The sequence below is a fragment of the Pleomorphomonas sp. JP5 genome (assembly GCF_023721815.1).
Classification (GTDB): Bacteria; Pseudomonadota; Alphaproteobacteria; order Rhizobiales; family Pleomorphomonadaceae; genus Pleomorphomonas.
In genome coordinates this window covers 173,477-194,948 of the sequence record NZ_JAMDLI010000001.1, presented here as the reverse complement: position 1 = coordinate 194,948, position 21,472 = coordinate 173,477, and the positions used below count along the sequence as shown (strand labels likewise).

Below are 21,472 nucleotides of genomic sequence, written 5' to 3'. Positions count from 1 at the left end.
AGCCGTAGGAAAGTTGCATGTCAAAGCGACAGGCTCTTGTCGATTTCCTGGGACATCCGGTCGAGCCCGACAGGGACTGTGACCTCTGCCCTCGTCTCGTCGCTTTTCGAGAAGCCCAGCGAAAGGCACATCCGGATTGGCATAACGCGCCAGTGCCGACCTTCGGAACCTCTGACGCTCGCCTGCTCATTGCCGGCCTCGCACCCGGCCTCCGCGGGGCCAACCGCACGGGACGCGCCTTTACCGGCGATTACGCCGGCGACCTTCTTTACGAAACGATGGGTGAGTTCGGCTTTGCGAAAGGCGTTTACCGCGCCGACCCCAATGATGGTTTCGAGCTGGTCGACGCCGCCATCAGCAACTCCGTGCGCTGCGTGCCGCCGGAGAACAAGCCGACGAATGACGAGGTCAACAATTGCCGGCGTTTTTTTGCCGCAACACTGACCAGCTTCTCGCGACTGTCGGCGATCATCGCCCTGGGCAAGATCGCCCATGACCAGTTGCTGAAGACGCTCGGGGTGCCGCTTGTTCGTCACAAGTTCGCCCACGGCGCGGTGCACGCGCTTGAATGCCTGCCCGGGATTCGCCTTTACGACAGCTATCACTGCTCCCGCTACAACACCAACACGGGTGTGTTGACGCCAGACATGTTCCGAGCCGTATTCGCCGCCGTACGCAGGGACCTCGACAACCGCTAGGCAGGCCTCCGAAAGCCGGAGCTTACGCCAGCTCCACGTCGACAATACCATCGACGGCCCGAAGCGCGCCTGCAAGCTGAGGCGACACCCGGTATCCGCCCGGCAGCTTCACCTCCACCTCCCCGCGCCCACCGTCACCCAGAACGATCAGCGACACATCCCCCTCCCCGCCTGGTTTCAGCACATCACGGAGAGCCGGCAGCGGCTCCGCGCCGCGAAGGAAAATGCGAAGCGCGTTCTGCAGCTTGCCAGCCGCCTGGTCGAGGGGCTCCACGGAGTCGATACGTACCGAGATGCCCTCGGGCTTATCCTCGGCATTGACCAGCAAGATCACGGACTGACCTGGCTCCAGCAAGCTGCGGAAATGGGCTAGCCCCTCCGAGAAAATGACCGCCTCATACTGGCCGGTGGGATCGGAAATGCCGATGATGCCCATCTTGTTGCCAGTGCGAGTCTTGCGTTCCTGCTTGGCAACGATGGTGCCGGCGAGCCGCCCGGCCGATGCACCCCGCTTGACCGACGACGAGAACTGAGCCCACGTCTGCACCCTCAGACGGCCGAGCAGCGCCTCGTAGGCGTCGAGCGGATGGGCGGACAGGTAGAAACCGATGGCCGTATGCTCGCGCTGTAGCTTCTCTTCAGGCAGCCAGTTGGGAACCGAAGGCAAACGGACCGGCTCCGGCTCTCCTCCGCCACCAAAAAGCTCGTTCTGTCCGCTTTGCTGCTGTTCAAGCCTATGGGCGGCGGTGGCCATTACGGAATCGAGCCCCTGGAACACCCGGTTCCTGTTCGGCTCCAGACAATCGAAGGCGCCGGCCGAGGTGAGCGCCTCAAGGATGCGCTTGTTCATCGCCTTGGGGTTGATGCGACTGGCAAAATCGGAGATCGATCGGAAGGGCTTGTCACCCCGCTGCTCGACAATATGCTCAACCGCAGCCTGGCCGACGCCCTTGACGGCAGCAAGCGCGTACAGAATGTGCTTGCCATCCACCTCGAACACCACATCGGACCGGTTGACGGACGGCGGCTCCACAGTGATGCCGAGCCGGATTGCCTCGCGGCGGAAATCATTGAGCTTGTCGGTGTTGGTCAGTTCGAGCGTCATCGACGCCGCCATGAACTCGACGGGATGGTTGGCCTTGAGATAGGCCGTCTGGTAGGCAACCAGCGCGTAGGCGGCGGCATGGCTCTTGTTGAAGCCGTAGTCGGCGAACTTTGCCAACAGATCGAAGATGGTATCGGCGAGTGCCTTGTCGATACCGCGCTCCACGGCACCATCAACGAAGCGAACCCGCTGCTTGTCCATCTCCGCCTTGATCTTCTTGCCCATGGCGCGGCGCAACAGGTCGGCTTCGCCGAGCGAATAGCCCGAAAGGATCTGGGCGATCTGCATCACCTGTTCCTGATAGACGATGATGCCGTAGGTTTCCTTCAGCACGGGCTCGATGGAATCATGGAGATAATCGGGCTTCTCGAGGCCGAACTTGCGAGCGCCATAAACGGGAATGTTGGCCATGGGACCCGGACGATAGAGCGCGACGAGCGCGATGATGTCCTCGAAGCGGTCCGGCTTGATATCTGAGATGGCCTTGCGCATGCCCATGCTTTCCAGCTGGAACACGCCGACCGTCTCGCCATGGGTCAGCAACTCGTAGGTCTTCGGATCGTCGAGCGGCAGCGCCGACAGATCGATCTTCACGCCCTTGCGCTCGATGAGATCGACGGCACGCCTCAGGACCGTCAGCGTCTTGAGGCCGAGGAAGTCGAACTTGATGAGGCCGGTACTTTCCACCCACTTCATGTTGTACTGGGTGACCGGCATGTCCGAGCGCGGGTCTCGATAGAGCGGCACCAGCTGGTCGAGAGGGCGGTCGCCGATGACAATGCCGGCGGCGTGCGTCGACGCATGCCGGTAAAGCCCCTCCAGCTTGATCGAAATGTCGATCAGGCGATCAACGACCGGGTCCTCGCGCGCCTCCTTGAGCCTTGGCTCGTCCTCAAGCGCTTGTACCAGCGTCACCGGGTGGGCGGGATTTTGCGGCACCAACTTGCAGAGCTTGTCGACCTGACCATAGGACATCTGCAAAACGCGACCGACGTCACGCAGCACGGCGCGCGCCTGCAGCGAACCGAAGGTGATGATCTGGGCCACCTGAGCGCGGCCATACTTTCTCTGAACGTAGCGGATCACCTCTTCGCGGCGGTCCTGGCAGAAGTCGATGTCGAAGTCCGGCATCGACACGCGCTCGGGATTGAGGAAGCGCTCGAAAAGAAGGGCGAACCGAAGGGGGTCGAGGTCGGTGATGGTGAGCGAGAAGGCGACCAACGAACCGGCGCCCGAACCTCGTCCTGGTCCGACAGGGATTCCGTGCTCCTTGGCCCATTTGATGAAGTCCGCCACGATCAAGAAGTAGCCAGGAAACTTCATGCGAGTGATGATGCCGAGTTCGAACTCCAGGCGCTTGTGATAGTCCTCCAGCGTCAGTCCAGGCGCGAGGCCATGGCTTTCGATGCGTCTGGCGAGTCCTTCCCAGGCCTGACGCTCCAGCTCGGCCACCTCGGCCGCTTCGGCCGCAGCAACGTCATCGACATCGGCACCAGCGAAGCGAGGCAAAAGAGGCTTGCGCTTCGGGGCCCGGACCGTGCAACGGCGGGCGATCTCAATGGTGTTCTCCAGCGCTTCCGGCAGATCGGCGAACAGCGTCTGCATTTCGGCGCGCGACTTGAAATAGTGCTCCTCAGTCAAACGCCGGCGATCATCCTCGGCGACCATGCGCCCTTCGGAAATGGCAATCAGGGCGTCGTGCGCCTCATAGTCGGCACGCGATGGGAAATAGCACTCATTGGTGGCAACGAGAGGCAGACCGCGGGCATAGGCGAGCTCGACGAGTTGCGGCTCGACCATGATCTCTTCAGGCGTGCCATGTCGCTGCAGCTCGACATAAAGGTGGTCGCCGAACAACTCTTCCAGTCGAGCGAGCCGGCTTTCGGCCTGAGGCATCAGGCCGGCGGCGATGGCCTTGTCCACCGGTCCGCCGGGGCCGCCCGTCAACGCGATGATGCCGCCGGTCAGCCCCTCGAGCCGGTCGATCGGAAGATTGGCGGGTGCGCCCGGCTCCGACTCCAAGAAGGAACGCGACATCAGAACCGTCAGGTTGGCAAAGCCCTCCGACGTCGCTGCGATCAAGACAATGGATGGCAAGGCCTGCGGCAATCCACCCGGGCGACGGCGGTCGGGACTGTCGTCACCGAAATCAACAGCCATCTGGCAGCCGATGATCGGCTGCAGCCCCTTCTCGATGGCCTTCTCGGAAAACTCCAGCGCGCAGAAAAGATTGCCGGTATCGGTAATGGCAAGTGCCGGCTGATTGTCGGCCAAGGCCAACTTGAGTGCCTTGACAAGCGGAAGCGCCCCTTCGAGCAACGAATAGGCGCTATGCACGCGCAGGTGAATGAATCCGACGTCGCCGATCATCGTCAAGTTCCGGTTGGAGGTCGACCGCCGCAGCCGATCGATTAAGACGATAGGCTACTCCATCCGGGCGGGCGTTCGGAGCCTTTTCGAGGCGAGCAGGACCGCTTGTGGACAACTGCCGACCCGTCCGAAGCCTCAAACCAGCATGTCGGCGGAACTCAGTACCAGGATAAGCATGGTACCGAACAGCACGAGAGCTCCGAGCGCTGCCACATCACGAACGATTGTCGCAGAAGCGATCGCCGAGGCAAGGCGCTCTCGTGGTGACAGCGTGAAATCGCGAACCGTCGGCACCTCTTCCCGCGAAAACCCGGACAAAACCGAGCCGGGCGGCGAAATTGAACCCTTTTTGTTCCCAATAAACAACGATTGATTGTATCGAATCCCAACCACACAGTCGATTTCGCCGATGGAAACCCTGGCACTTATCACAGTCATCCCCGCCTCCATGTTCCGCGTTAGAGCTCATAATGTTCTATCTTTGTTCATGTGTCAAGCATGCCCTTAACCTAGATCAAAATACAATAGTTCTTGTAACGTTCCCAACCGTATGAGATGGGTCCTAACGATGAAGCGAGGGAGTCGGCCGCGTCGAAACGACGGACGGAGGAGTTTGCATGCGCGTTGCCACTTGGAACATCAACGGCGTTCGGGCGCGTATCGAGACCGCGACGAAATGGTTGGAGAAGAGCAGACCCGATATCGTCTGCCTCCAGGAGATAAAGTGCGTCGACGAGGCCTTTCCCGCCGAGGCATTCGAGCGGCTTGGCTACAATCTTGCCATTCACGGTCAGAAGGGGTTCAACGGTGTCGCCCTCCTGTCTCTCCTGCCACTCGATGAGGTTCGGCGCGGACTGCCCGGAGACGACGGTGACCCGCAGTCGCGCTATGTCGAGGCGGTGGTGTCCGTGCCAGAAGGCAGTTTGCGCGTAGCGTCCATCTACCTTCCGAACGGCAATCCGCCTGACACCGACAAGTATGTCTACAAGCTCGCCTGGATGGAGCGCCTCCGGCGTCACGCTGCCGGACTTCTAGCACTTGAGGAACGCACCCTTCTCTGCGGAGACTACAACATCATCCCCGAGCCTCGCGATTGCCACGACCCGGCGGTCTGGGCCGGAGATGCACTGTTCCTGCCCGAGAGTCGCGCTGCTTTCAGAGCGATCACCAACCTCGGCTGGACGGATGCCCTACGCGCCGTTGACGACCGGGACGGCCGCTATACGTTCTGGGACTATCAGGCTGGCGCCCGCCAAAGAAACTGGGGAATAAGAATCGACCATATCCTGGCTTCTCCCCAGGCGGCCGATCGGATCGCGGGCGTTGAGATCGAGGACGAAGTTCGCGATTGGGACAAACCATCGGACCATGTCCCGGTCGTCGTCGAACTCAGGATCTGAAGCAAAGGGAAAGATGGCACACCGACGAGAAAGGGCGGCTCGGCCAAAGACGGCTGCGCTGCCGGATGACCGACGGGAGCCATACGAAAAACGCGCGAAGAGCCGGTGGCTCAGCGTGTTGCGGAGGCTTCGATGGGGCGCTCCGACGGAGCGGAATAGGCCTGCGCGAAGGCAGAGTCGTTGTCCATCAGCCACTGATCGGCTAGCGCAATGGCCTTGCGGCGCTCATCCTCGCTCGCCAGCGAGAAGGCCTCTTCATGCGCGGCACGGATCGCGGTATCGTCGTGATGCATGAGTTCGGCGCGTTTCAGGGCAATGGTCAGCCACATCAGGCCATGCACCGGATTAGGCTCGATCTGGTCGCCCTTGACCAGCATTTCGCCGAGCTTGGCCTGAGCGTCCACCTGCCCCTTGCGCGCGGCAAGCAAGAACCATCTGGCGGCCTGACGAGGATCCTGATCCACGCCGACACCGTCGAGATACATGGATCCGAGCTTCAGCTGAGCCAGCGCGTCACCGAAATAGGACGCGGCATATGTGAAGATCTCGCGGGCACGATTGACGTTGGGCACGATGGCCGTGTCGGCTATGCCCGTCAGATAGTAGGAGCCCACCTCGACGAAGGCGCTTGAGACGAAGGGCGCATCCGGGGAGGACGGGGAGTCTTCGCCGTGAGCCGAAATCAACTGGCTGAAGAACTCGAAGGCCTTCATGTCGTCTTCGGCGACACCGTCACCCTTGGCGTACATGCGGCCAAGCTTCCACTGCGCGGCGGGATGGCCACTTTGGGCGGCGGCGAGAAGGCCGGTAACCGCCTCGCGCTTGTCGCCCGAGTAATAAGCCCGGGTCGCCTCGCGAAGCGTGGACATTGTAGCGGCATCGCAACACGCATCCTGCCTTGCGGCGGACTGCGGATCGAAGGCCAAGGCCTGCGAGCCGAGCATCACCCCCGATACCAGGGCGACGGAAACCTTGCAGACGTTTCTGACACAGACACCCGACATGTTCACTCTCGGCGTTCCGCCCCGCCCGCTTTCCGGCCAGCGATGCCGAAGCACCGCACCATCCACGAACCTCCGTAGGACAAAGACACTCGGCAAGGGCTGCCGTTCGCGCTTTCCCACGCTTGTTTTACAGCGACAAGGTCAGGTTCGTTTATGGCTGAATAGGGGCAATTTATGCCTAACGATTTCTGTTTTCGCGAGTTTGATGGTCGTGTTGCGGATTCAACACAGCAGTCGCTACCCCAAGACCGTGGCTTTGCGCAATCGCGTAACCTTTCGGACCCGAGCCTTAAGTCTGATCGACGGTCTGCATCAGGACATACCCAACCATAGAGCGGCGATTCCCGCCCAGCCTCTTTTTGGAAGTCCAGTCAGGAGCATTTCTGCTGAGAACAGAATCGGTCGCCGATGATCTGGTGAGAGAGTTTGCCGGAGCACCGCGCTGGGGCAAGAAGACCAAAGCCTTCCATGCAGGACACACTTACAAAGTATTTATATAATGAATTCAATATATTGATTGTATTTTCTAAACCTAAAAATGAACCCAGGATCTGCAAGATTTTCAGACACTTTGGTTGACATTTTTTTCCTAACAATCTGATTTTATTTCACTCTCTTGTTGTCCACCCCATCGCCCGCCGAACAGTTGGAAACACCGCTACCCCTTGCAGTGCGCCGCTCGGAACTCTACGTAGAATGCCCATGAGCCGGCCAGTTGCCGGGTCCGCCCCACGTTACCAAGGCCGTCAGCGACGGTTAGGATTCGAGGAGCCGTTCTTGCCGCTCGCCATCGTCTTCGACAACAGTTACGCCCGACTGCCGTCCCGCTTTTACGAGCGCGTACGTCCAGAGCCCGCCCCGTCACCGGGGTTGCTGGTGCTTAACACGACTCTCGCAGCGGAGCTCGGCCTCGATGCCAAGGCGCTTGCAGCGCCCGATGGTGTCGCCGCGTTGTCGGGCGCGTCCGTACCGGAGGGAGCCGATCCGATCGCCCTCGCCTATGCGGGCCATCAGTTCGGCCATTTCGTACCGGCGCTCGGTGATGGAAGGGCCGTCCTGCTCGGCGAACTGATCGCCAGCGATGGCCGACGTCTGGACTTGCAACTGAAGGGCTCCGGTCGCACGGTCTTCTCGCGACGCGGCGACGGGAAAGCAGCGGTGGGGCCGGTTCTCAGGGAGTACCTGATCAGCGAGGCGATGGCCGCGTTCGGCATCCCCACGACACGGTCTTTGGCCGCGGTCGCCACGGGCGAAACGGTCTTGCGCGAGAGACCGATGCCTGGCGCCGTGCTGACGCGTGTCGCAGCCAGTCATGTCCGGGTTGGAACCTTCCAGTATTTTGCCCATCGCTCCGACGTGGACGGCGCCCGCCGCCTTGCCGATTACGTCATCGAACGACTTTATCCCGACATTGCAGGAAGCGAAGCGCCTTACGCCGCGCTCTTTGAAAGGGTCGTTCACAGGCAAGCCTGTCTGATCGCGCTTTGGCTGTCGGTCGGGTTCATCCACGGCGTGATGAACACCGACAACATGGCGATCTCCGGCGAGACCATAGATTACGGTCCATGCGCTTTCCTGGACGCCTACGAACCAGACCTGGCGCTAAGCTCAATCGACAGGCAAGGGCGCTATGCCTATGGGCGGCAAGCGCAAATCGCGCAATGGAACCTCGCCCGGCTCGGAGAGTGCCTGTTGCCGCTTCTCTCCGATGATCGGGACAAGGCAGTCGAGATTGTCGTGGAGCGCCTGAGCGATTTCGCCGGCCAGTTCGAGGCAGCCTATTTCGAACGCTTTCTCGCAAAGATTGGCCTTGTCGAAGAACGCAAGGGAGATCGCGAGCTGGTTACGGGGCTGCTCTCGCAGATGCAGGCGGGAAAGGCCGACTTCACCCTTGCCTTTCGCCGCCTTGCCGATCTGATCGCCCACGATGCGGACACCGGGGCATTCCTGTCGTTGTTCGGCGAGGAAGCCGATATCGAACCCTGGCTGACGGCCTGGAGGGCGCGCCTTGCAGCGGGCAGTCGGTCCCCGACCGAGTCCGCGGCGGGCATGCAGGCGATCAACCCGGCGCTCATTCCGCGCAACCATCAAGTGGAGAAGGCGCTCGATGCGATCATCGACAGGAATGATGGCTCGGCCTATGTCCGCCTGCTTCAGGCGGTGACCAACCCCTTCGAAGAACGCCCCGAGGATGCCGATCTGGCCGTTCCGCCGCGCCCGGAAGACCGCGTGATGGCGACATTCTGCGGCACGTGACTGCCGGTTTGCTCCTTACGGCGTAGGGTTGGACGGGTCGAAGCTCGCCGTAAAGGACTCTTCCGAAAAGCCGATGATCAGCTTGCCACCATCGGCCTCGATGATCGGGCGGCGGATCATGGTCGGCTTCTCGACCATCAAGGCGATGGCGCGCTCATCGTCGAGGCTAGCCTTGGTGGTTTCCGGCAGCCCGCGAAACGTGAGCCCGCTCTTGTTGACGACGTGCTCCCATCCCCCGGCACGCGACATCCAGTCCGAGACCTTGTCGGCAGCGATGCCTGCCTTTTTGTAGTCGTGGAAGCTGTAGGCGATGCCGTGCTGATCGAGCCAGGCAAACGCCTTTTTCATGGTGTCGCAGTTCTTGATTCCATAGACGGTAATGGGCATCGCTCTACCTCTTGGTTGCACTCGGCTCGTCTTTCTAGAGCCGATGGCGGGTATGGCCTCATACGCGAAGACACCTACCCCTTCTCACCGCACCCAGACTATCTCTTTATTCCAACGACGAAAACCCGGCTCGCGTTGCCATCACTACGATTTGTGATCTGGACCGATTCTGAACTGAAGACTAGGCTGCGTGAGCGATTGCTAATGTTCTCGAGTCGCGATGCAAGCTGTCTTTTCCAGAGCTTGAGCGGCCGTTCGTGCGCATTGGTTCGCTTTTCGGGGGAACAGCATGGGTTCGGCGACCGAGACCTTTTACGACGTGATCCGGAGGCAGGGGATCACGCGGCGGAGCTTTGTCAAGTTCTGCAATCTGACCGCAGCCAGCCTCGGGCTTGGCCCGGTAGCAGCCTCCCAGATGGCGCATGCGCTGGAGACCAAGCCGCGCATACCGGTCATCTGGATGCACGGCCTCGAATGCACCTGTTGCTCGGAAAGCTTCATTCGGTCCGCGCACCCGCTGGCCAAGGACGTCATCCTGTCGATGATCTCGCTCGACTATGACGACACGCTGATGGCAGCTGCCGGACATCAGGCCGACGCGATCCTTCAGGAAACCCGCGAGAAATACAAAGGCGGCTATATCCTGGCCGTGGAAGGCAACCCGCCCCTCAACGAAGACGGCATGTACTGCATCGACGGCGGCCGCCCGTTTGTCGAGAAGCTGAAGGAGATGGCCGGCGACGCCATGGCGGTAATCGCCTGGGGCGCCTGTGCGTCCTGGGGCTGCGTGCAGGCGGCCAAGCCCAATCCGACACAGGCGGTGCCGATCGACAAGGTGATCCGCGACAAGCCGATCATCAAGGTGCCCGGCTGTCCGCCGATCGCGGAGGTGATGACCGGTGTCATCAGCTACATCCTGACTTTCGGGAAAATGCCCGAGCTCGACCGCCAGGGGCGGCCGAAGATGTTCTATTCGCAGCGCATTCACGACAAATGCTACCGCCGGCCGCATTTCGATGCCGGCCAGTTCGTGGAAAGCTGGGACGACGAGAGCGCCCGCAAGGGCTACTGCCTCTACAAGGTGGGCTGCAAGGGCCCGACCACCTACAACGCCTGCTCGACAGTCCGCTGGAACGGTGGGGTCTCCTTCCCCATCCAGTCGGGTCACGGCTGCATCGGCTGCTCGGAAGACGGCTTCTGGGACAAGGGCTCGTTCTACGACCGACTGACCACCATCCGGCAGTTCGGCGTCGAGGCGACCGCCGATCAGATCGGGATGCTGGCGGCCGGTGCGGTGATCGGCGGCGTCGCCGTCCACACGGCCGCGACGGCTGTGAAACGCCTCACCAGCAAGCACGATCCCCATCGTCGCAACGATCAGCAGTAACAGCCCGGCGCGTGGGCGCCCAGCGCCCCGCCGGCCCTCTCACGAACGGGACACTTTTCCATGGGTATCGAAACCCCCAACGGCTTCAAGCTCGATAATGCCGGCCGTCGCATCGTCGTCGATCCGGTGACGCGCATCGAGGGCCACATGCGCGTCGAGGTGAACGTCGACGCCGACAACGTCATCCGCAACGCGGTTTCCACCGGCACCATGTGGCGGGGCATCGAGGTTATCCTGAAGGGCCGGGATCCACGCGATGCCTGGGCCTTCACGGAGCGCATCTGTGGCGTCTGCACGGGTACGCATGCCCTGACATCGGTACGGGCCGTCGAAGACGCGCTTGGCATCGCCATCCCCGAGAACGCCAACTCCATCCGCAACATCATGCAGCTGACGCTGCAGGTGCACGATCACCTCGTCCACTTCTACCATCTGCACGCCCTCGACTGGGTGGACGTGGTGTCGGCGCTATCGGCCGACCCCAAGGCGACTAGCGCGCTTGCCCAATCGATTTCCGATTGGCCGCTTTCTTCGCCCGGCTATTTCCGCGACCTGCAGGGGCGCCTCAAGAAGTTCGTGGAAAGTGGGCAGCTCGGACCGTTCAAGAACGGCTACTGGGGGCACGCCGCCTACAAGCTGCCGCCCGAGGCCAACCTGATGGCCGTCGCCCACTACCTGGAAGCGCTCGATTTCCAGAAGGAAATCGTCAAGATCCACACCATCTACGGCGGCAAGAACCCTCACCCCAACTGGCTGGTGGGCGGCGTTCCGTCGCCGATCAACGTGGACGGCACAGGTGCCGTCGGCGCCATCAACATGGAGCGGCTCAACCTCGTCTCATCGATCATCGATCAGGCGATCGCCTTCACCGAACAGGTCTACTTGCCGGACCTCAAGGCCATTGGTTCCTTCTACAAGGACTGGCTGCACGGCGGAGGCCTGTCGTCGACGTCGGTAATGAGCTACGGTGACATCCCCGAGCACGCCAACGACTATTCCGAAGCCTCGCTGAAGCTGCCGCGCGGCGTCATTCTCAACGGCAAGCTCGACGAAATCCATCCGATCGACCTTGGCAATCCGGACGAGGTGCAGGAGTTCGTCACCCACTCCTGGTACAAATACCCCGACGAGACCAAGGGTCTGCATCCCTGGGACGGCGTCACCGAGCCGCACTTCGAGCTCGGCCCCAACGCACGCGGGACCAAGACCAACATCGAGGCGCTGGACGAGGCAGCGAAATACTCCTTCATCAAATCGCCCCGATGGAAGGGCCACGCCGTCGAAGTGGGTCCGCTCGCTCGCTATGTCATCGGTTACGCCCAGGGAAAGGCCGAGTTCAAGGAGCCGGTCGACAAGCTGCTCACCGACCTCGGCCTGCCGCTCACCGCACTGTTCTCGACCCTAGGCCGCACGGCGGCGCGCGCGCTTGAGTGCCAATGGGCGGCTCGCGAACTGCGCTACTTCCAGGACAAGCTGGTCGCCACGATCAAAGCCGGCGACCTTTCTACCGCCAACACCGACAAGTGGACGCCGGACACCTGGCCGAAGGAAGCGAAGGGCGTCGGCTTTACCGAAGCGCCTCGTGGCGCGCTCGGCCATTGGATCAAGATCAAGGACGGCAAGATCGACAACTACCAGGCCGTTGTTCCCACCACCTGGAACGGCTCGCCGCGCGACCCCGAGGGGAACATCGGCGCCTTCGAGGCGGCCCTGCTCGACACGCCGATGGCCGATCCCGAAAAGCCGCTTGAAATCCTGAGGACGCTGCACTCCTTCGACCCATGCCTCGCCTGCTCGACCCATGTGATGAGCGAAGATGGCCAGGACATGGCAACCGTCACCGTCCGCTGAGGGCAACGCGATGGCACATGACGCGAAGATGCTCACCGGCGTGATGGACGCCACCGACGACGTCATCGTCGCCGGCCCGTCCATCTATGTCTACGAGGCGCCGGTGCGCCTGTGGCATTGGGGCAACGCCCTCTGCATCACCATTCTGGCGGTGACCGGCTATTTCATAGGTTCGCCACCGCCGACCATGCCGGGCGAAGCTTCTGGCAGCTTCCTGTTCGGCTATATCCGTTTCGCCCATTTCGCCGCCGGGCAGGTGCTGACCGTCGCCTTCCTTGCCCGCATCCTCTGGTCCTTCTGGGGCAACAAATACTCCCGCCAGATCTTCTATTTGCCGGTCTGGGAGAAGGCGTGGTGGAAGGGCGTCGTCCGCGAGGCGCGCTGGTACCTGTTCCTCGAAAAGGAACCCTACAAGTATATTGGCCACAACCCGCTGGCCCACACGGCCATGTTTGCGATGTTCACGCTGTTCAACCTTGGCATGATCATCACCGGGTTCGCGCTCTACTCCGAAGGCACCGGTCGCGACAGCTGGCAGGCCAAGGTCTTCGGCTGGGTATTCGACATCTGGCCGAACTCTCAGGACGTTCACACGCTGCATCATCTCGGCATGTGGGTCATCGTCATTTTTGCCGTGATCCATATCTACGCCGCAGTGCGAGAGGACATCATGAGCCGCCAGACCATGATCTCCACCATGATCTCCGGCGAGCGGCAGTTCCGCGACGAGCGCGAGGGCTGAGTGGCATGACCGTATTGGTACTGGGAATCGGCAACATCCTATGGGCCGACGAGGGCTTTGGCGTACGCGCCGTCGAGGCCTTTCATCGGCTCTACGCCATGGCCGATGGCGTCGATTTGCTCGACGGCGGTACGCAGGGTCTCTACCTCGTCAATCATGTGGCAGAGGCCGAGCGCCTGCTGGTGTTCGATGCCATCGATTATGGCCTTGAGCCCGGCACGCTAAAGGTGGTGAGAGGCGATGAAGTGCCGAAGTTCACCGGCGCCAAGAAGATGAGCCTGCATCAGACCGGCTTTCAGGAAGTTCTTTCCGCCGCAGATCTCATGGGGCACTATCCCGGCGACATCGCCCTGATCGGCTGCCAACCGCTCGACCTCGAAGATTGGGGCGGGCCATTGACTGCTCCAGTCGCCGCCAGCATCGAGCCGGCGATTGCTCTCGCGGTCGACATGCTCTCGGGCTGGGGCGTTTCGCCAGTTCGGCGCGCGGTTTCCCTTCCTCCGGAGGGCGGCCTGCTTGCCAACGACATCGATCGGGCCGCCTATGAGCGGCCACGTGCCGCAGGCTGAGGGAGCCGAACCATGTGCCTTGGTCTGCCAATGACCGTCGTCGATGGCGACGATTTTTCCGCTCTCTGCGAGTGGCACGGTGAGACGCGGCGGGTTTCGACGCTGCTGGTCGGCAGGCAGGCGCCTGGAGCCCGATTGCTCATACACCTCGACAGCGCCATCCGCGTGCTTGACGACGCAGAGGCAGAGACGATCGGTCGTGCGCTCGACGGTCTCGCGGCAGCGGCGGAGGGGCGTCCCTTCGAGCATCTTTTCGCCGATCTCATGGATCGCGAACCGGAACTGCCAGCGCATCTCAGGAAATGAGAGCGCTCAGCTCAGGAATCATACGATAGCAAGGGGCGCCGGCCGGGCAAGTCTTCCCGTCCAGTATCCGTAAAGCACCGAGGACGAGCCAGTATGAGTGCCAGGATCAAGCATGTTTTCCTAACACGCTTCAATGTGCCTTCGCCAGGCCGGGAACTCTACCTCCGCTCGCAACCGGGATGGTTGGCCGATCGGGTTCGCCTGTTCCGCGACTATTGCCTGCCGAGCGTCGCACAGCAGACGGAAACGGATTTCGACTGGGTGATCTTTTTCGATCGAGAGACGCCAGCCGAATTCAAGCAGGTCATCGGCGATCTTCAGAAGGTTTTCCCATTTCACGCCGAGTTCACCGATCGCTTCATGATGCCGGAGATCATACCCGGCGTTCTGCCTCGATATGCCGACAGCGACTGGCTGTTGTCCACTCGGCTCGACAGTGACGACATCCTGGCCGTCGACCATGTCGCCCGGCTCCGCGAAGCGGCGCGAGCCGGCGCGGCCCAGGTGTTCAACTTTCCAAATGGCGCGATCCTTTCGGCAGCCAGCACCACACCGCGTCTCTATCGGATCGTCGACCGTAAAAATCCCTTCGCCTCGCTCCTGGAGCCAATGGCGCTCGACGCCCGGACCATTTGGGGCGAAATTCACGTCAACATCGCCCGACTGGCGCCGGTGCGGCAACTCGAAGGGCGCCCGGCCTGGCTTCAGGTCGTCCACGGGGGCAACGTTTCCAACCGGATCAAGGGGACGCGGGTTCGTCTTGAGTCCTTGGCCGACCTTTTTCCCACGATTTCGACGCTTCGCAACACCGAAGGTGAAAGCGACCTTGGAATCGCAGCCGAGAACTACCTCCTGACGCCATGGCGTCAGGCACGTGGCCTCGGTCGCTACGTCGTCGCTCGATTGAAGGGGCTGTGAGGTCAAAGTCATGTCCGCATTGATCGCCGCACTCTCAAGCCGCCACGGCTTGCCGACCATCGACGCCGATACGTTCGACGCCTTCTTGGCACCCGCCACCGGCGAACCGGAGCACACGCTGTTGTTCTTTACCGGCGATCCCAACCAGCGGAGCGACAGCGGAGACGTTGCCGTGGTGCTGCCGGAGCTGCTGTCCGCCTTCCAAGGTCGCTTCCGCGCGGGCGTGATCGCCTCTTCGGCCGAAGCGGCACTGAAGGCGCGCTGTCGGGTCGAGGTCCTTCCCTCGTTGGTCGTATTGCGTGGTCAAACGGTGCTCGACGTGTTGCCTCGCATTCGCGACTGGGGCGAATATCTCGACCGCCTCGGAGCGGCGCTCAGGGAGGATGCCCCGGCATTTGCCGCTCCAAACCGCATCGTGATGACTACGAATGCCCGGAGGGACGAGGCATGACGACGGATCTCCCGACAACTGGCCGAACCACGGGTACCGGTACCCTCGCCTTCCTGGCGACGTCCGACGCCGAGGCACTGATTGCCCGCTGCCCTAGTGTCGCACGTCTTCTTCCGGACATGGCCGCCGCACTCGAACGGCAGACCGCGGCGGCGCCAGGCCTGCTGTTCGACTTCGCTCCTCTGAACGACGACGAAAAGCTGCTGCTCAATGAGATTCTCGGCGAGGGCGAAGTAGCGGCCACGGTAGCGCTTCCGGACGGAGTAGTGGCCGAGATTGTTGAGAGCGTCTTTGCCGGCCTCTGGCGCGTCCGTTTCCTGGGCGCCGATCACACGATGATCGCCGATTATGCTGAGGTATCAGCCGTGCCGCAGGCGGTTCGCCGCGCCGCGGCGATGACACTGCCGAACCTCGATCTCGGGACCCTGCCGGCCGGGGTGATGAATGCGCCGGCGGTGTTGGCGGAAATCGCCGACCGGGCCGAAGCCTACCGGCCGGGCGAGCCCAACCACGTCATTTCCCTGACGCTGATGCCGATGCTGGCGGAGGATCTGGACCTCCTGGTCGATCGGCTAGGAACCGGTCCGATAAAAATCGTGTCGCGCGGATATGGCAGCTGTCGCGTCCAGGCAACGGCCATACACAACGTCTGGTCGGTGCAGTTCTTCAATGCCATGGACGCCATCCTGCTCGATACCATCGAGATCGGAGATGTGCCGACCGCAGCGCAGGCGGCCGTGGAGGACTTTCGCGACTCTGCCGTTCGTCTTCGCGAGATCGGCGAGGCTTACTTCCAATGACTTTTCCCCCGGAAGATCGTTGGGAGTGCGGCGTCTGCTGGACGGTGTATGATCCGGCCGAGGGTGATGACGTGGCGCAGGTGCCTCCCGGAACACCCTTTCAGGCATTGCCGGAGGACTGGCACTGCCCGAACTGCGATGGATCCAAGCTCAGGTTCATGAGGATCGACGATGATCGCTGATGCGCTCCTGTCCGACCTCGACGACGAGAAACTTGTCTGCCGCCTCGGAGACTTCTGGCGAGCGGCCGACAACCGCATGTCGGCCCTTCCCGTTCACAATCCCGCGCTCGCCGTCATGGTGACGCCGATCCGGCGCTTCGGCCGCTTCCGCTTCGCGGTCGTCGTCACGCCCTGGTGCATGACCATTGTCGCCGTACCTGACAGCGGTATCAAGTTGCCGCCAGAGGGTGTCACGCTACGGCTTGAGCTGCCGGCCGGCGAGGTCGACTTCGTGGTGGCATCAATGGACGACGGCGGTCGCTATGGCACCGCTTCGCTATTCTCGCCGATGGATGAGTTCGATGACCAGGTGATAGCCGAAGAGGTTGCCTTGGCCGCCATGGATGAGCTGTTACGCGAGGTTGAGCCGTCGGAAATCGAGTCCCTCTCCATCCCCCTGGATCGTCGACGCCTTCTGGGTTTCGGGCGCGCTACGCCGGACGCGGGATCATGAGCGGCTTCGATCCGGGCAAGGTAACGGTTGGCTTTTCCATGGCGAACGGCGTGGTTGCCGCGACGTCGATCCGTTCGGCACGACCGTTGTCGCTGGCGTCGCGCTTTGCAGGCCGACCGATCGAGCAGGCGGTCGAGGCGGTTGGTCTCGTCAACGCTGTCTGCGGGGTGTCGCACGCCGCCGCGCTGACATTCGCCGCCGCGATGGCCGGGCAACGCGTGATTCCGAGGGAAATGACGGAGCGTTGGCGCGTTCGGTTGGCGGCGGAGCGGGTTGCCGAGCACCTGCGCGAGTTGGTTCGTCTTGCGCCTGTTGCAGCCTTCCCCATTGTGCGCGACGCCCTTGAGGCCGCTCGCAAGGCGGCGCGGACAGGAACAGCAGGTGACGACATCCGCGCCATCAATGCGGTCTTCGGTCTCGTACCCGATTGGTTGCCGACGTTACCGGATCACCCTGCCTTGCCGGACGCGCTGACATCAGCCGACGACGACGCCGTCATCGCCGCGTTGGAAACCGATGCCGAGTTCCCATCCCTCCCCGCCCTCCCCGACCGACACCCCGAAACTGGTCCGGCAGCCCGCCTCGGCTGGTCTGCTTCGGTTCGAGGCGCGACGGACGCCGCCCGTCTCGTCGAGGCGGAGGAAGCGCTCGGCATTCTTCTCGGCGGCGCCAGCAACGAGGGAGACTTCGGCGGCTGGCTTACTGCAAATCGGACGCAGAACCATACGGGATACGCCTCAGTGGAAAGTCCACGCGGCAGGTTATATTATTCTGTAGTGGTGCAAGGAGATGGACGGCTCCGAGACGCCCGCGTCGTCGCTCCCACGGAATGGAACTTCCATCCTGACGGACCGTTTGCGCGCGCCGTCGTGGGATTCCGGCCGGAAGGCGATGTCGTAATAGCGATCGCGAGGCTGGCGGCGCAGTTTTCTCCCTGTGTTGCTGTCGATGTCGTCCCGGAAGGGGCCGCCGATGCATGAGATGTCGCTTTGCGAGGCGGTGGTCGAGATCGCCGTCGACGAGGCGAAGAAAAATGGTGCCCAGCGTATCCGGTCGCTGGTTCTGGAGGTGGGCGCGCTCGGTTATGTCGACCCCGACGCCCTGGCTTTCTGCTTTTCGGCCGTCAGCCACGGTACCCTTGCGGAGAACGCAAGGCTGGTCATCGAGCGCATTCCTGGCAGTGGCTGGTGTCTCGATTGTGCTAAGACCGTGCCGATGACCGAACGCTTCGGCGCCTGTCCGGAATGCGGACGCCGACACGTGCAGATGAGCAGCGGCGACGAGCTCAGGCTGCGCGAACTGGAGGTGGAGTGATGTGCAAGGATTGCGGTTGCGGCTCAGGCGGCACAGGCTACAGGATCAACGGCAAGACGCCGGCGGAGCTCCATGGCCACTCGCACGATCATCCTCACGATCATGAGCATGGCCACGAACATCACCATCACGACCATGATCACCTACACGATCATGCCCATTCTCACGGCCATGATCACCATCACGACCACCACTCTCACGACCACGATCACTCGCATGATCATGAGCACTCTCATCATGTTCATGCCGCACCGCTTGCAGCCGTGCACCAAGCCGGCATCGACAGCGAACGGGTAATCCGCATCGAGCGCGACATCCTCGCCAAGAACAACGATGCCGCACGGCAAAACCGTGCCCGCCTCGCGGCTACCGGCACGCTCGCGCTCAACCTCATGTCGTCTCCTGGCTCGGGCAAAACGACCCTTTTGGTACGTGCCATCGAAGACCTGAAGGCAAAGTTCCCGATCGCCGTCATAGAAGGCGACCAGCAGACCGAGAACGACGCGGAACGCATCCGGGCGACCGGCGCCCGCGCCGTCCAGATCAACACCGGCAAAGGATGCCATCTCGAAGCGAGCATGGTTGGCGCCGCGCTCGACGACATCAAGGCAGAGCCCGGCGGGCTCCTGTTCATCGAGAATGTCGGCAACCTTGTCTGTCCGGCCGGATTCGACCTCGGGGAGGCGCACAAGGTAGTGGTGCTCTCGGTTACCGAAGGAGAGGACAAGCCGCTGAAGTATCCCGACATGTTCGCGGTGGCCGATCTTCTGCTCCTCAACAAGGCCGACCTTCTGCCCCATCTGAAGTTCGACGTCGGCAAGTGTCTCGCGGCGGCGCTCACGGTCAATCCGCACCTCCAGACGCTTGTGGTCTCCGCCGAAACCGGAGAGGGCATGGCCGCCTTCTATGCCTGGGTCGAGGCGCGCGCAGCGCTTTCCCGCGCCGCTGCCGTCGTTCGGGCCTGACGAAACGATGACCGTCGTGCCCACTCCCGACACCTTCGCCCCTGCGGCGCGCCTTTTCCTCAAGGTGAATGGCGCCGTGCAAGGCGTGGGCATGCGGCCTTTCGTACATAGGCTCGCGACGGATTGCGGCCTGACCGGTTATGTCCGAAACGGAGCGGACGGCGTCACCATCGAAGTGGAAGGCGTACGCGTCGAGGAGTTTGCGCGACGCCTGAACTCGGAAGCCCCACCTCTCGCCCGCATCGACACGATCCTTCGTGAGAACATGCCGGTGACTGGCGACACCGAGTTCGTCATCAGGGAGAGCCTCGACGGCGAGACCATGACGCGTATCGTGGCCGACGCGGCCACCTGCAACGCCTGCCTTGCCGAACTGTTCGACCCAACGAGCCGCTATTTCTCCTACCCCTTCGTCAACTGCACCCACTGCGGGCCGCGCTACACCATCACCCGCCGTCTGCCCTATGACCGTCGGCAGACGTCGATGGCCTCTTTCCCCATGTGTCCCGACTGCGCGGAGGCCTACACGGACGTGCGCGACCGGCGCTTCCATGCCGAGCCGGTCGCCTGCCCCGCCTGCGGACCGCAGCTGAGCCACCCTATCGCCGAGATCGCCACGGCAATACGAAGTGGGTGCATCGTGGCGCTGAAGGGAATCGGCGGCTTTCATCTGGTCTGCGACGGTCGCAACGCCGGTGCTGTCTCGGAGCTTCGGGCGCGGAAGGCCCGCGAGTTCAAGCCCTTCGCGTTGATGGTCGCTAACGCCGCTTCAATCTCGGAAGTAGCCGACGCGTCTTCGGAGGAGCTGAACCTCTGTTCGTCGACTGCCCGACCCATCGTGTTGATGCAGGCAAAACCCGGAGTACTGGCGCCCGCCGTCTCGCCTGGACTATCCCGCGTGGGGGTCATGCTGGCCTATGCGCCGGTACACCATCTGCTGTTCGCCGCGCTCGCCAACCATGACTTCGCCGGTCACGATCCGCATACCCCCAACGACTTCGTTCTGGTCGCCACCTCGGCCAACCCGGGCGGCGAGCCCCTGGTGGTGGACGACGAGGACGCTATGCGACGTCTTGCCGGCATTGCCGACCTGATCGTCACGCATGATCGTGCCATCGTCGTGCGTGCCGACGACAGCGTTGCCCAGATCATTGCCGGCGCACCGTCATTCCTGCGCCGGGCGCGTGGCTACGTTCCCGAACCGATCGCATTCGCCGAAGACGGCCCCGCAACCCTGGCCCTCGGCGCGCACCTGAAGTCCACCGTGACGCTTACACGCGGACGCGAAGCCTTCGTTTCGCAGCATGTTGGCGACCTCGACACCGCCGAAACGCTGAAGTTCTATCGCGAGACCATCGCGCATCTCATCGATATCGTCGGCGTACAACCCGAGCTGATCGCCTCGGACCTCCACCCCGACTATCGATCCAGCCAGATGGCCGACGAGTTCGGCTTGCCTGTCGTCCGCGTACAGCACCATGCGGCACATGTGGCAGCGGTGGCAGCCGAAGTCGGGCTTGACGGTCCGGCGCTCGGCCTTGCCCTCGACGGCCATGGCCTTGGCGACGACGGTGGCGCCTGGGGCGGCGAACTGCTCGCAGTCGACGGAGCGAAGCATCGGCGCATCGGGCACCTGGCGTCGTTGCCGCTGCCGGGAGGCGACCGAGCCGCTCGCGAGCCGTGGCGTATGGGGGTTGGTGCGCTCGCCGCTCTCGGACGGGCCGACCTCGCGCCAGTGCTTTTTCCCGACCGAACGCTGGCCGGCCCCATTGCGGAGCGTATCGTCTCAGGCGCCGACCGCCTCTCCACGACCTCGCTCGGGCGGCTGTTCGATGCGGCGGCGGCGCTGCTCGGCGTTCGCACCGTTCAAGATTACGAAGGACAGGCGGCGATGGAGCTGGAGGCGCTCGTCGATCAGCCGGTCGCTTTCTCTGGTGGCTTCGTTCTTGACGATGGCGTCCTCTCCTTCGCACCATTGCTCGCCCACTTTGCCCTCGCCCGTCCCGATGCCCGTACCGGCGCATCGCTGTTCCACGGCACTCTGATCGAAGGTTTTGCCGCCCTCGCCCGCCATGGTGCAACCGCCACAGGCCTCACGGCGATTGCGCTCGGCGGTGGCTGTCTGATGAACCGAGTTTTGGCCGAAGGGCTTTCGGCGGCGCTCGTCCAATCCAACCTCACCCCCCTCCTCGCCCGGCGCCTGCCGGCCAACGATGGCGGCCTTTCCTTCGGGCAGGCCGTCCTCGCCCGCCGAGCCTTCTCGGAGACATGACC

Annotated in this window: 21 protein-coding genes; 17 read left to right on the top strand and 4 right to left on the bottom strand. The window is 62.5% G+C overall.

What is annotated here, in order from left to right; all coding sequences use genetic code 11:
- Positions 1–17 precede the first annotated feature (17 nt).
- The gene (locus M4J40_RS00895; protein ID WP_251751331.1) at positions 18–698 is read left to right on the top strand and encodes a uracil-DNA glycosylase; all 681 of its coding nucleotides are present in this window, start codon (positions 18–20) and stop codon (positions 696–698) included.
- A gap of 22 nt (positions 699–720) precedes the next feature.
- Here the strand turns inward: M4J40_RS00895 and dnaE are convergent, their stop codons facing one another.
- On the bottom strand, positions 721–4,173 hold the full coding sequence (dnaE, locus tag M4J40_RS00890) for a DNA polymerase III subunit alpha (RefSeq protein ID WP_251751330.1): 3,453 nt from the start codon (positions 4,171–4,173) through the stop codon (positions 721–723).
- Between the two features lie 135 nt (positions 4,174–4,308).
- Positions 4,309–4,611 carry a hypothetical protein gene (locus tag M4J40_RS00885; protein WP_251751329.1) on the bottom strand — a complete coding sequence of 101 codons (303 nt, stop codon included), beginning with the start codon at positions 4,609–4,611 and terminating at the stop codon, positions 4,309–4,311.
- Between the two features lie 179 nt (positions 4,612–4,790).
- Between M4J40_RS00885 and xth the strand changes: the two genes are divergently transcribed.
- Positions 4,791–5,573, top strand: a complete 783-nt coding sequence (gene xth / locus M4J40_RS00880) for an exodeoxyribonuclease III (protein ID WP_251751328.1) — start codon at positions 4,791–4,793, stop codon at positions 5,571–5,573.
- 110 nt (positions 5,574–5,683) lie between these two features.
- Here xth and M4J40_RS00875 read toward each other — a convergent pair whose 3' ends face one another.
- Entirely contained in the window at positions 5,684–6,577 is an 894-nt protein-coding gene (locus M4J40_RS00875; RefSeq protein WP_251751327.1) for a tetratricopeptide repeat protein, read from the bottom strand.
- A gap of 777 nt (positions 6,578–7,354) precedes the next feature.
- On the opposite strand from M4J40_RS00875, the gene M4J40_RS00870 reads away from it, so the two are divergent.
- Positions 7,355–8,833, top strand: coding sequence for a YdiU family protein (locus M4J40_RS00870; RefSeq protein ID WP_251751326.1), 1,479 nt, complete (start codon positions 7,355–7,357; stop codon positions 8,831–8,833).
- Positions 8,834–8,848: 15 nt separating this feature from the next.
- On the opposite strand, the gene M4J40_RS00865 is transcribed toward M4J40_RS00870, so the two are convergent.
- Positions 8,849–9,220 carry an arsenate reductase gene (locus tag M4J40_RS00865; RefSeq protein WP_251751324.1) on the bottom strand — a complete coding sequence of 124 codons (372 nt, stop codon included), beginning with the start codon at positions 9,218–9,220 and terminating at the stop codon, positions 8,849–8,851.
- Between the two features lie 289 nt (positions 9,221–9,509).
- Here M4J40_RS00865 and M4J40_RS00860 point away from each other — a divergent pair, with 289 nt between their 5' ends.
- From M4J40_RS00860 to hypF, 14 genes are all read left to right on the top strand, one after another.
- Complete coding sequence (locus M4J40_RS00860) at positions 9,510–10,607, top strand: hydrogenase small subunit (RefSeq protein WP_251751322.1); 1,098 nt, start codon at positions 9,510–9,512, stop codon at positions 10,605–10,607.
- A 60-nt stretch (positions 10,608–10,667) separates the two neighbouring features.
- Positions 10,668–12,458, top strand: coding sequence for a nickel-dependent hydrogenase large subunit (locus M4J40_RS00855; protein ID WP_251751320.1), 1,791 nt, complete (start codon positions 10,668–10,670; stop codon positions 12,456–12,458).
- Between the two features lie 28 nt (positions 12,459–12,486).
- Positions 12,487–13,200, top strand: coding sequence for a Ni/Fe-hydrogenase, b-type cytochrome subunit (cybH, locus tag M4J40_RS00850; RefSeq protein ID WP_251751642.1), 714 nt, complete (start codon positions 12,487–12,489; stop codon positions 13,198–13,200).
- A gap of 5 nt (positions 13,201–13,205) precedes the next feature.
- Complete coding sequence (locus tag M4J40_RS00845) at positions 13,206–13,769, top strand: HyaD/HybD family hydrogenase maturation endopeptidase (RefSeq protein ID WP_251751319.1); 564 nt, start codon at positions 13,206–13,208, stop codon at positions 13,767–13,769.
- A 12-nt stretch (positions 13,770–13,781) separates the two neighbouring features.
- On the top strand, positions 13,782–14,075 hold the full coding sequence (gene hypC / locus M4J40_RS00840; RefSeq protein ID WP_251751318.1) for a HypC/HybG/HupF family hydrogenase formation chaperone: 294 nt from the start codon (positions 13,782–13,784) through the stop codon (positions 14,073–14,075).
- Between the two features lie 93 nt (positions 14,076–14,168).
- Entirely contained in the window at positions 14,169–14,993 is an 825-nt protein-coding gene (locus tag M4J40_RS00835; protein WP_251751317.1) for a glycosyltransferase, read from the top strand.
- A gap of 10 nt (positions 14,994–15,003) precedes the next feature.
- Positions 15,004–15,444, top strand: coding sequence for a hydrogenase accessory protein (locus tag M4J40_RS00830; protein WP_251751316.1), 441 nt, complete (start codon positions 15,004–15,006; stop codon positions 15,442–15,444).
- Positions 15,441–16,244 (top strand): hydrogenase expression/formation protein, encoded by an 804-nt coding sequence (locus M4J40_RS00825; RefSeq protein ID WP_251751315.1) that lies wholly within the window; start codon positions 15,441–15,443, stop codon positions 16,242–16,244. The genes M4J40_RS00830 and M4J40_RS00825 overlap by 4 nt, the downstream gene beginning before the upstream one ends.
- A complete protein-coding gene (locus M4J40_RS00820) occupies positions 16,241–16,426 on the top strand; it encodes a rubredoxin (protein WP_251751314.1) in 186 nt (61 codons plus the stop codon). The genes M4J40_RS00825 and M4J40_RS00820 overlap by 4 nt, the downstream gene beginning before the upstream one ends.
- Complete coding sequence (gene hybE / locus M4J40_RS00815; protein WP_251751313.1) at positions 16,416–16,919, top strand: [NiFe]-hydrogenase assembly chaperone HybE; 504 nt, start codon at positions 16,416–16,418, stop codon at positions 16,917–16,919. The genes M4J40_RS00820 and hybE overlap by 11 nt, the downstream gene beginning before the upstream one ends.
- Positions 16,916–17,899, top strand: a complete 984-nt coding sequence (locus M4J40_RS00810; RefSeq protein ID WP_251751312.1) for a hypothetical protein — start codon at positions 16,916–16,918, stop codon at positions 17,897–17,899. Before hybE ends, M4J40_RS00810 begins: the two co-directional genes overlap by 4 nt.
- Entirely contained in the window at positions 17,892–18,233 is a 342-nt protein-coding gene (gene hypA / locus M4J40_RS00805) for a hydrogenase maturation nickel metallochaperone HypA (RefSeq protein ID WP_251751311.1), read from the top strand. Before M4J40_RS00810 ends, hypA begins: the two co-directional genes overlap by 8 nt.
- On the top strand, positions 18,233–19,198 hold the full coding sequence (hypB, locus tag M4J40_RS00800; RefSeq protein WP_251751310.1) for a hydrogenase nickel incorporation protein HypB: 966 nt from the start codon (positions 18,233–18,235) through the stop codon (positions 19,196–19,198). The genes hypA and hypB overlap by 1 nt, the downstream gene beginning before the upstream one ends.
- Before the next feature lie 7 nt (positions 19,199–19,205).
- Positions 19,206–21,470 carry a carbamoyltransferase HypF gene (gene hypF, locus M4J40_RS00795; protein WP_251751307.1) on the top strand — a complete coding sequence of 755 codons (2,265 nt, stop codon included), beginning with the start codon at positions 19,206–19,208 and terminating at the stop codon, positions 21,468–21,470.
- Positions 21,471–21,472: the final 2 nt, after the last annotated feature.

Coding starts and splice junctions, on each gene's coding strand:
- hypF (WP_251751307.1), top strand. CDS start 19,206: ATGACCGTCGTGCCCACTCCCGACACCTTCGCCCCTGCGGCGCGCCTT.
- M4J40_RS00845 (WP_251751319.1), top strand. CDS start 13,206: ATGACCGTATTGGTACTGGGAATCGGCAACATCCTATGGGCCGACGAG.
- cybH (WP_251751642.1), top strand. CDS start 12,487: ATGCTCACCGGCGTGATGGACGCCACCGACGACGTCATCGTCGCCGGC.
- M4J40_RS00885 (WP_251751329.1), bottom strand. CDS start 4,611: ATGACTGTGATAAGTGCCAGGGTTTCCATCGGCGAAATCGACTGTGTG.
- M4J40_RS00895 (WP_251751331.1), top strand. CDS start 18: ATGTCAAAGCGACAGGCTCTTGTCGATTTCCTGGGACATCCGGTCGAG.
- M4J40_RS00865 (WP_251751324.1), bottom strand. CDS start 9,220: ATGCCCATTACCGTCTATGGAATCAAGAACTGCGACACCATGAAAAAG.
- hypB (WP_251751310.1), top strand. CDS start 18,233: ATGTGCAAGGATTGCGGTTGCGGCTCAGGCGGCACAGGCTACAGGATC.
- dnaE (WP_251751330.1), bottom strand. CDS start 4,173: ATGATCGGCGACGTCGGATTCATTCACCTGCGCGTGCATAGCGCCTAT.
- M4J40_RS00810 (WP_251751312.1), top strand. CDS start 16,916: ATGAGCGGCTTCGATCCGGGCAAGGTAACGGTTGGCTTTTCCATGGCG.
- hybE (WP_251751313.1), top strand. CDS start 16,416: ATGATCGCTGATGCGCTCCTGTCCGACCTCGACGACGAGAAACTTGTC.
- M4J40_RS00825 (WP_251751315.1), top strand. CDS start 15,441: ATGACGACGGATCTCCCGACAACTGGCCGAACCACGGGTACCGGTACC.
- xth (WP_251751328.1), top strand. CDS start 4,791: ATGCGCGTTGCCACTTGGAACATCAACGGCGTTCGGGCGCGTATCGAG.
- M4J40_RS00860 (WP_251751322.1), top strand. CDS start 9,510: ATGGGTTCGGCGACCGAGACCTTTTACGACGTGATCCGGAGGCAGGGG.
- M4J40_RS00835 (WP_251751317.1), top strand. CDS start 14,169: ATGAGTGCCAGGATCAAGCATGTTTTCCTAACACGCTTCAATGTGCCT.
- hypC (WP_251751318.1), top strand. CDS start 13,782: ATGTGCCTTGGTCTGCCAATGACCGTCGTCGATGGCGACGATTTTTCC.
- M4J40_RS00820 (WP_251751314.1), top strand. CDS start 16,241: ATGACTTTTCCCCCGGAAGATCGTTGGGAGTGCGGCGTCTGCTGGACG.
- M4J40_RS00830 (WP_251751316.1), top strand. CDS start 15,004: ATGTCCGCATTGATCGCCGCACTCTCAAGCCGCCACGGCTTGCCGACC.
- M4J40_RS00855 (WP_251751320.1), top strand. CDS start 10,668: ATGGGTATCGAAACCCCCAACGGCTTCAAGCTCGATAATGCCGGCCGT.
- M4J40_RS00875 (WP_251751327.1), bottom strand. CDS start 6,577: ATGTCGGGTGTCTGTGTCAGAAACGTCTGCAAGGTTTCCGTCGCCCTG.
- hypA (WP_251751311.1), top strand. CDS start 17,892: ATGCATGAGATGTCGCTTTGCGAGGCGGTGGTCGAGATCGCCGTCGAC.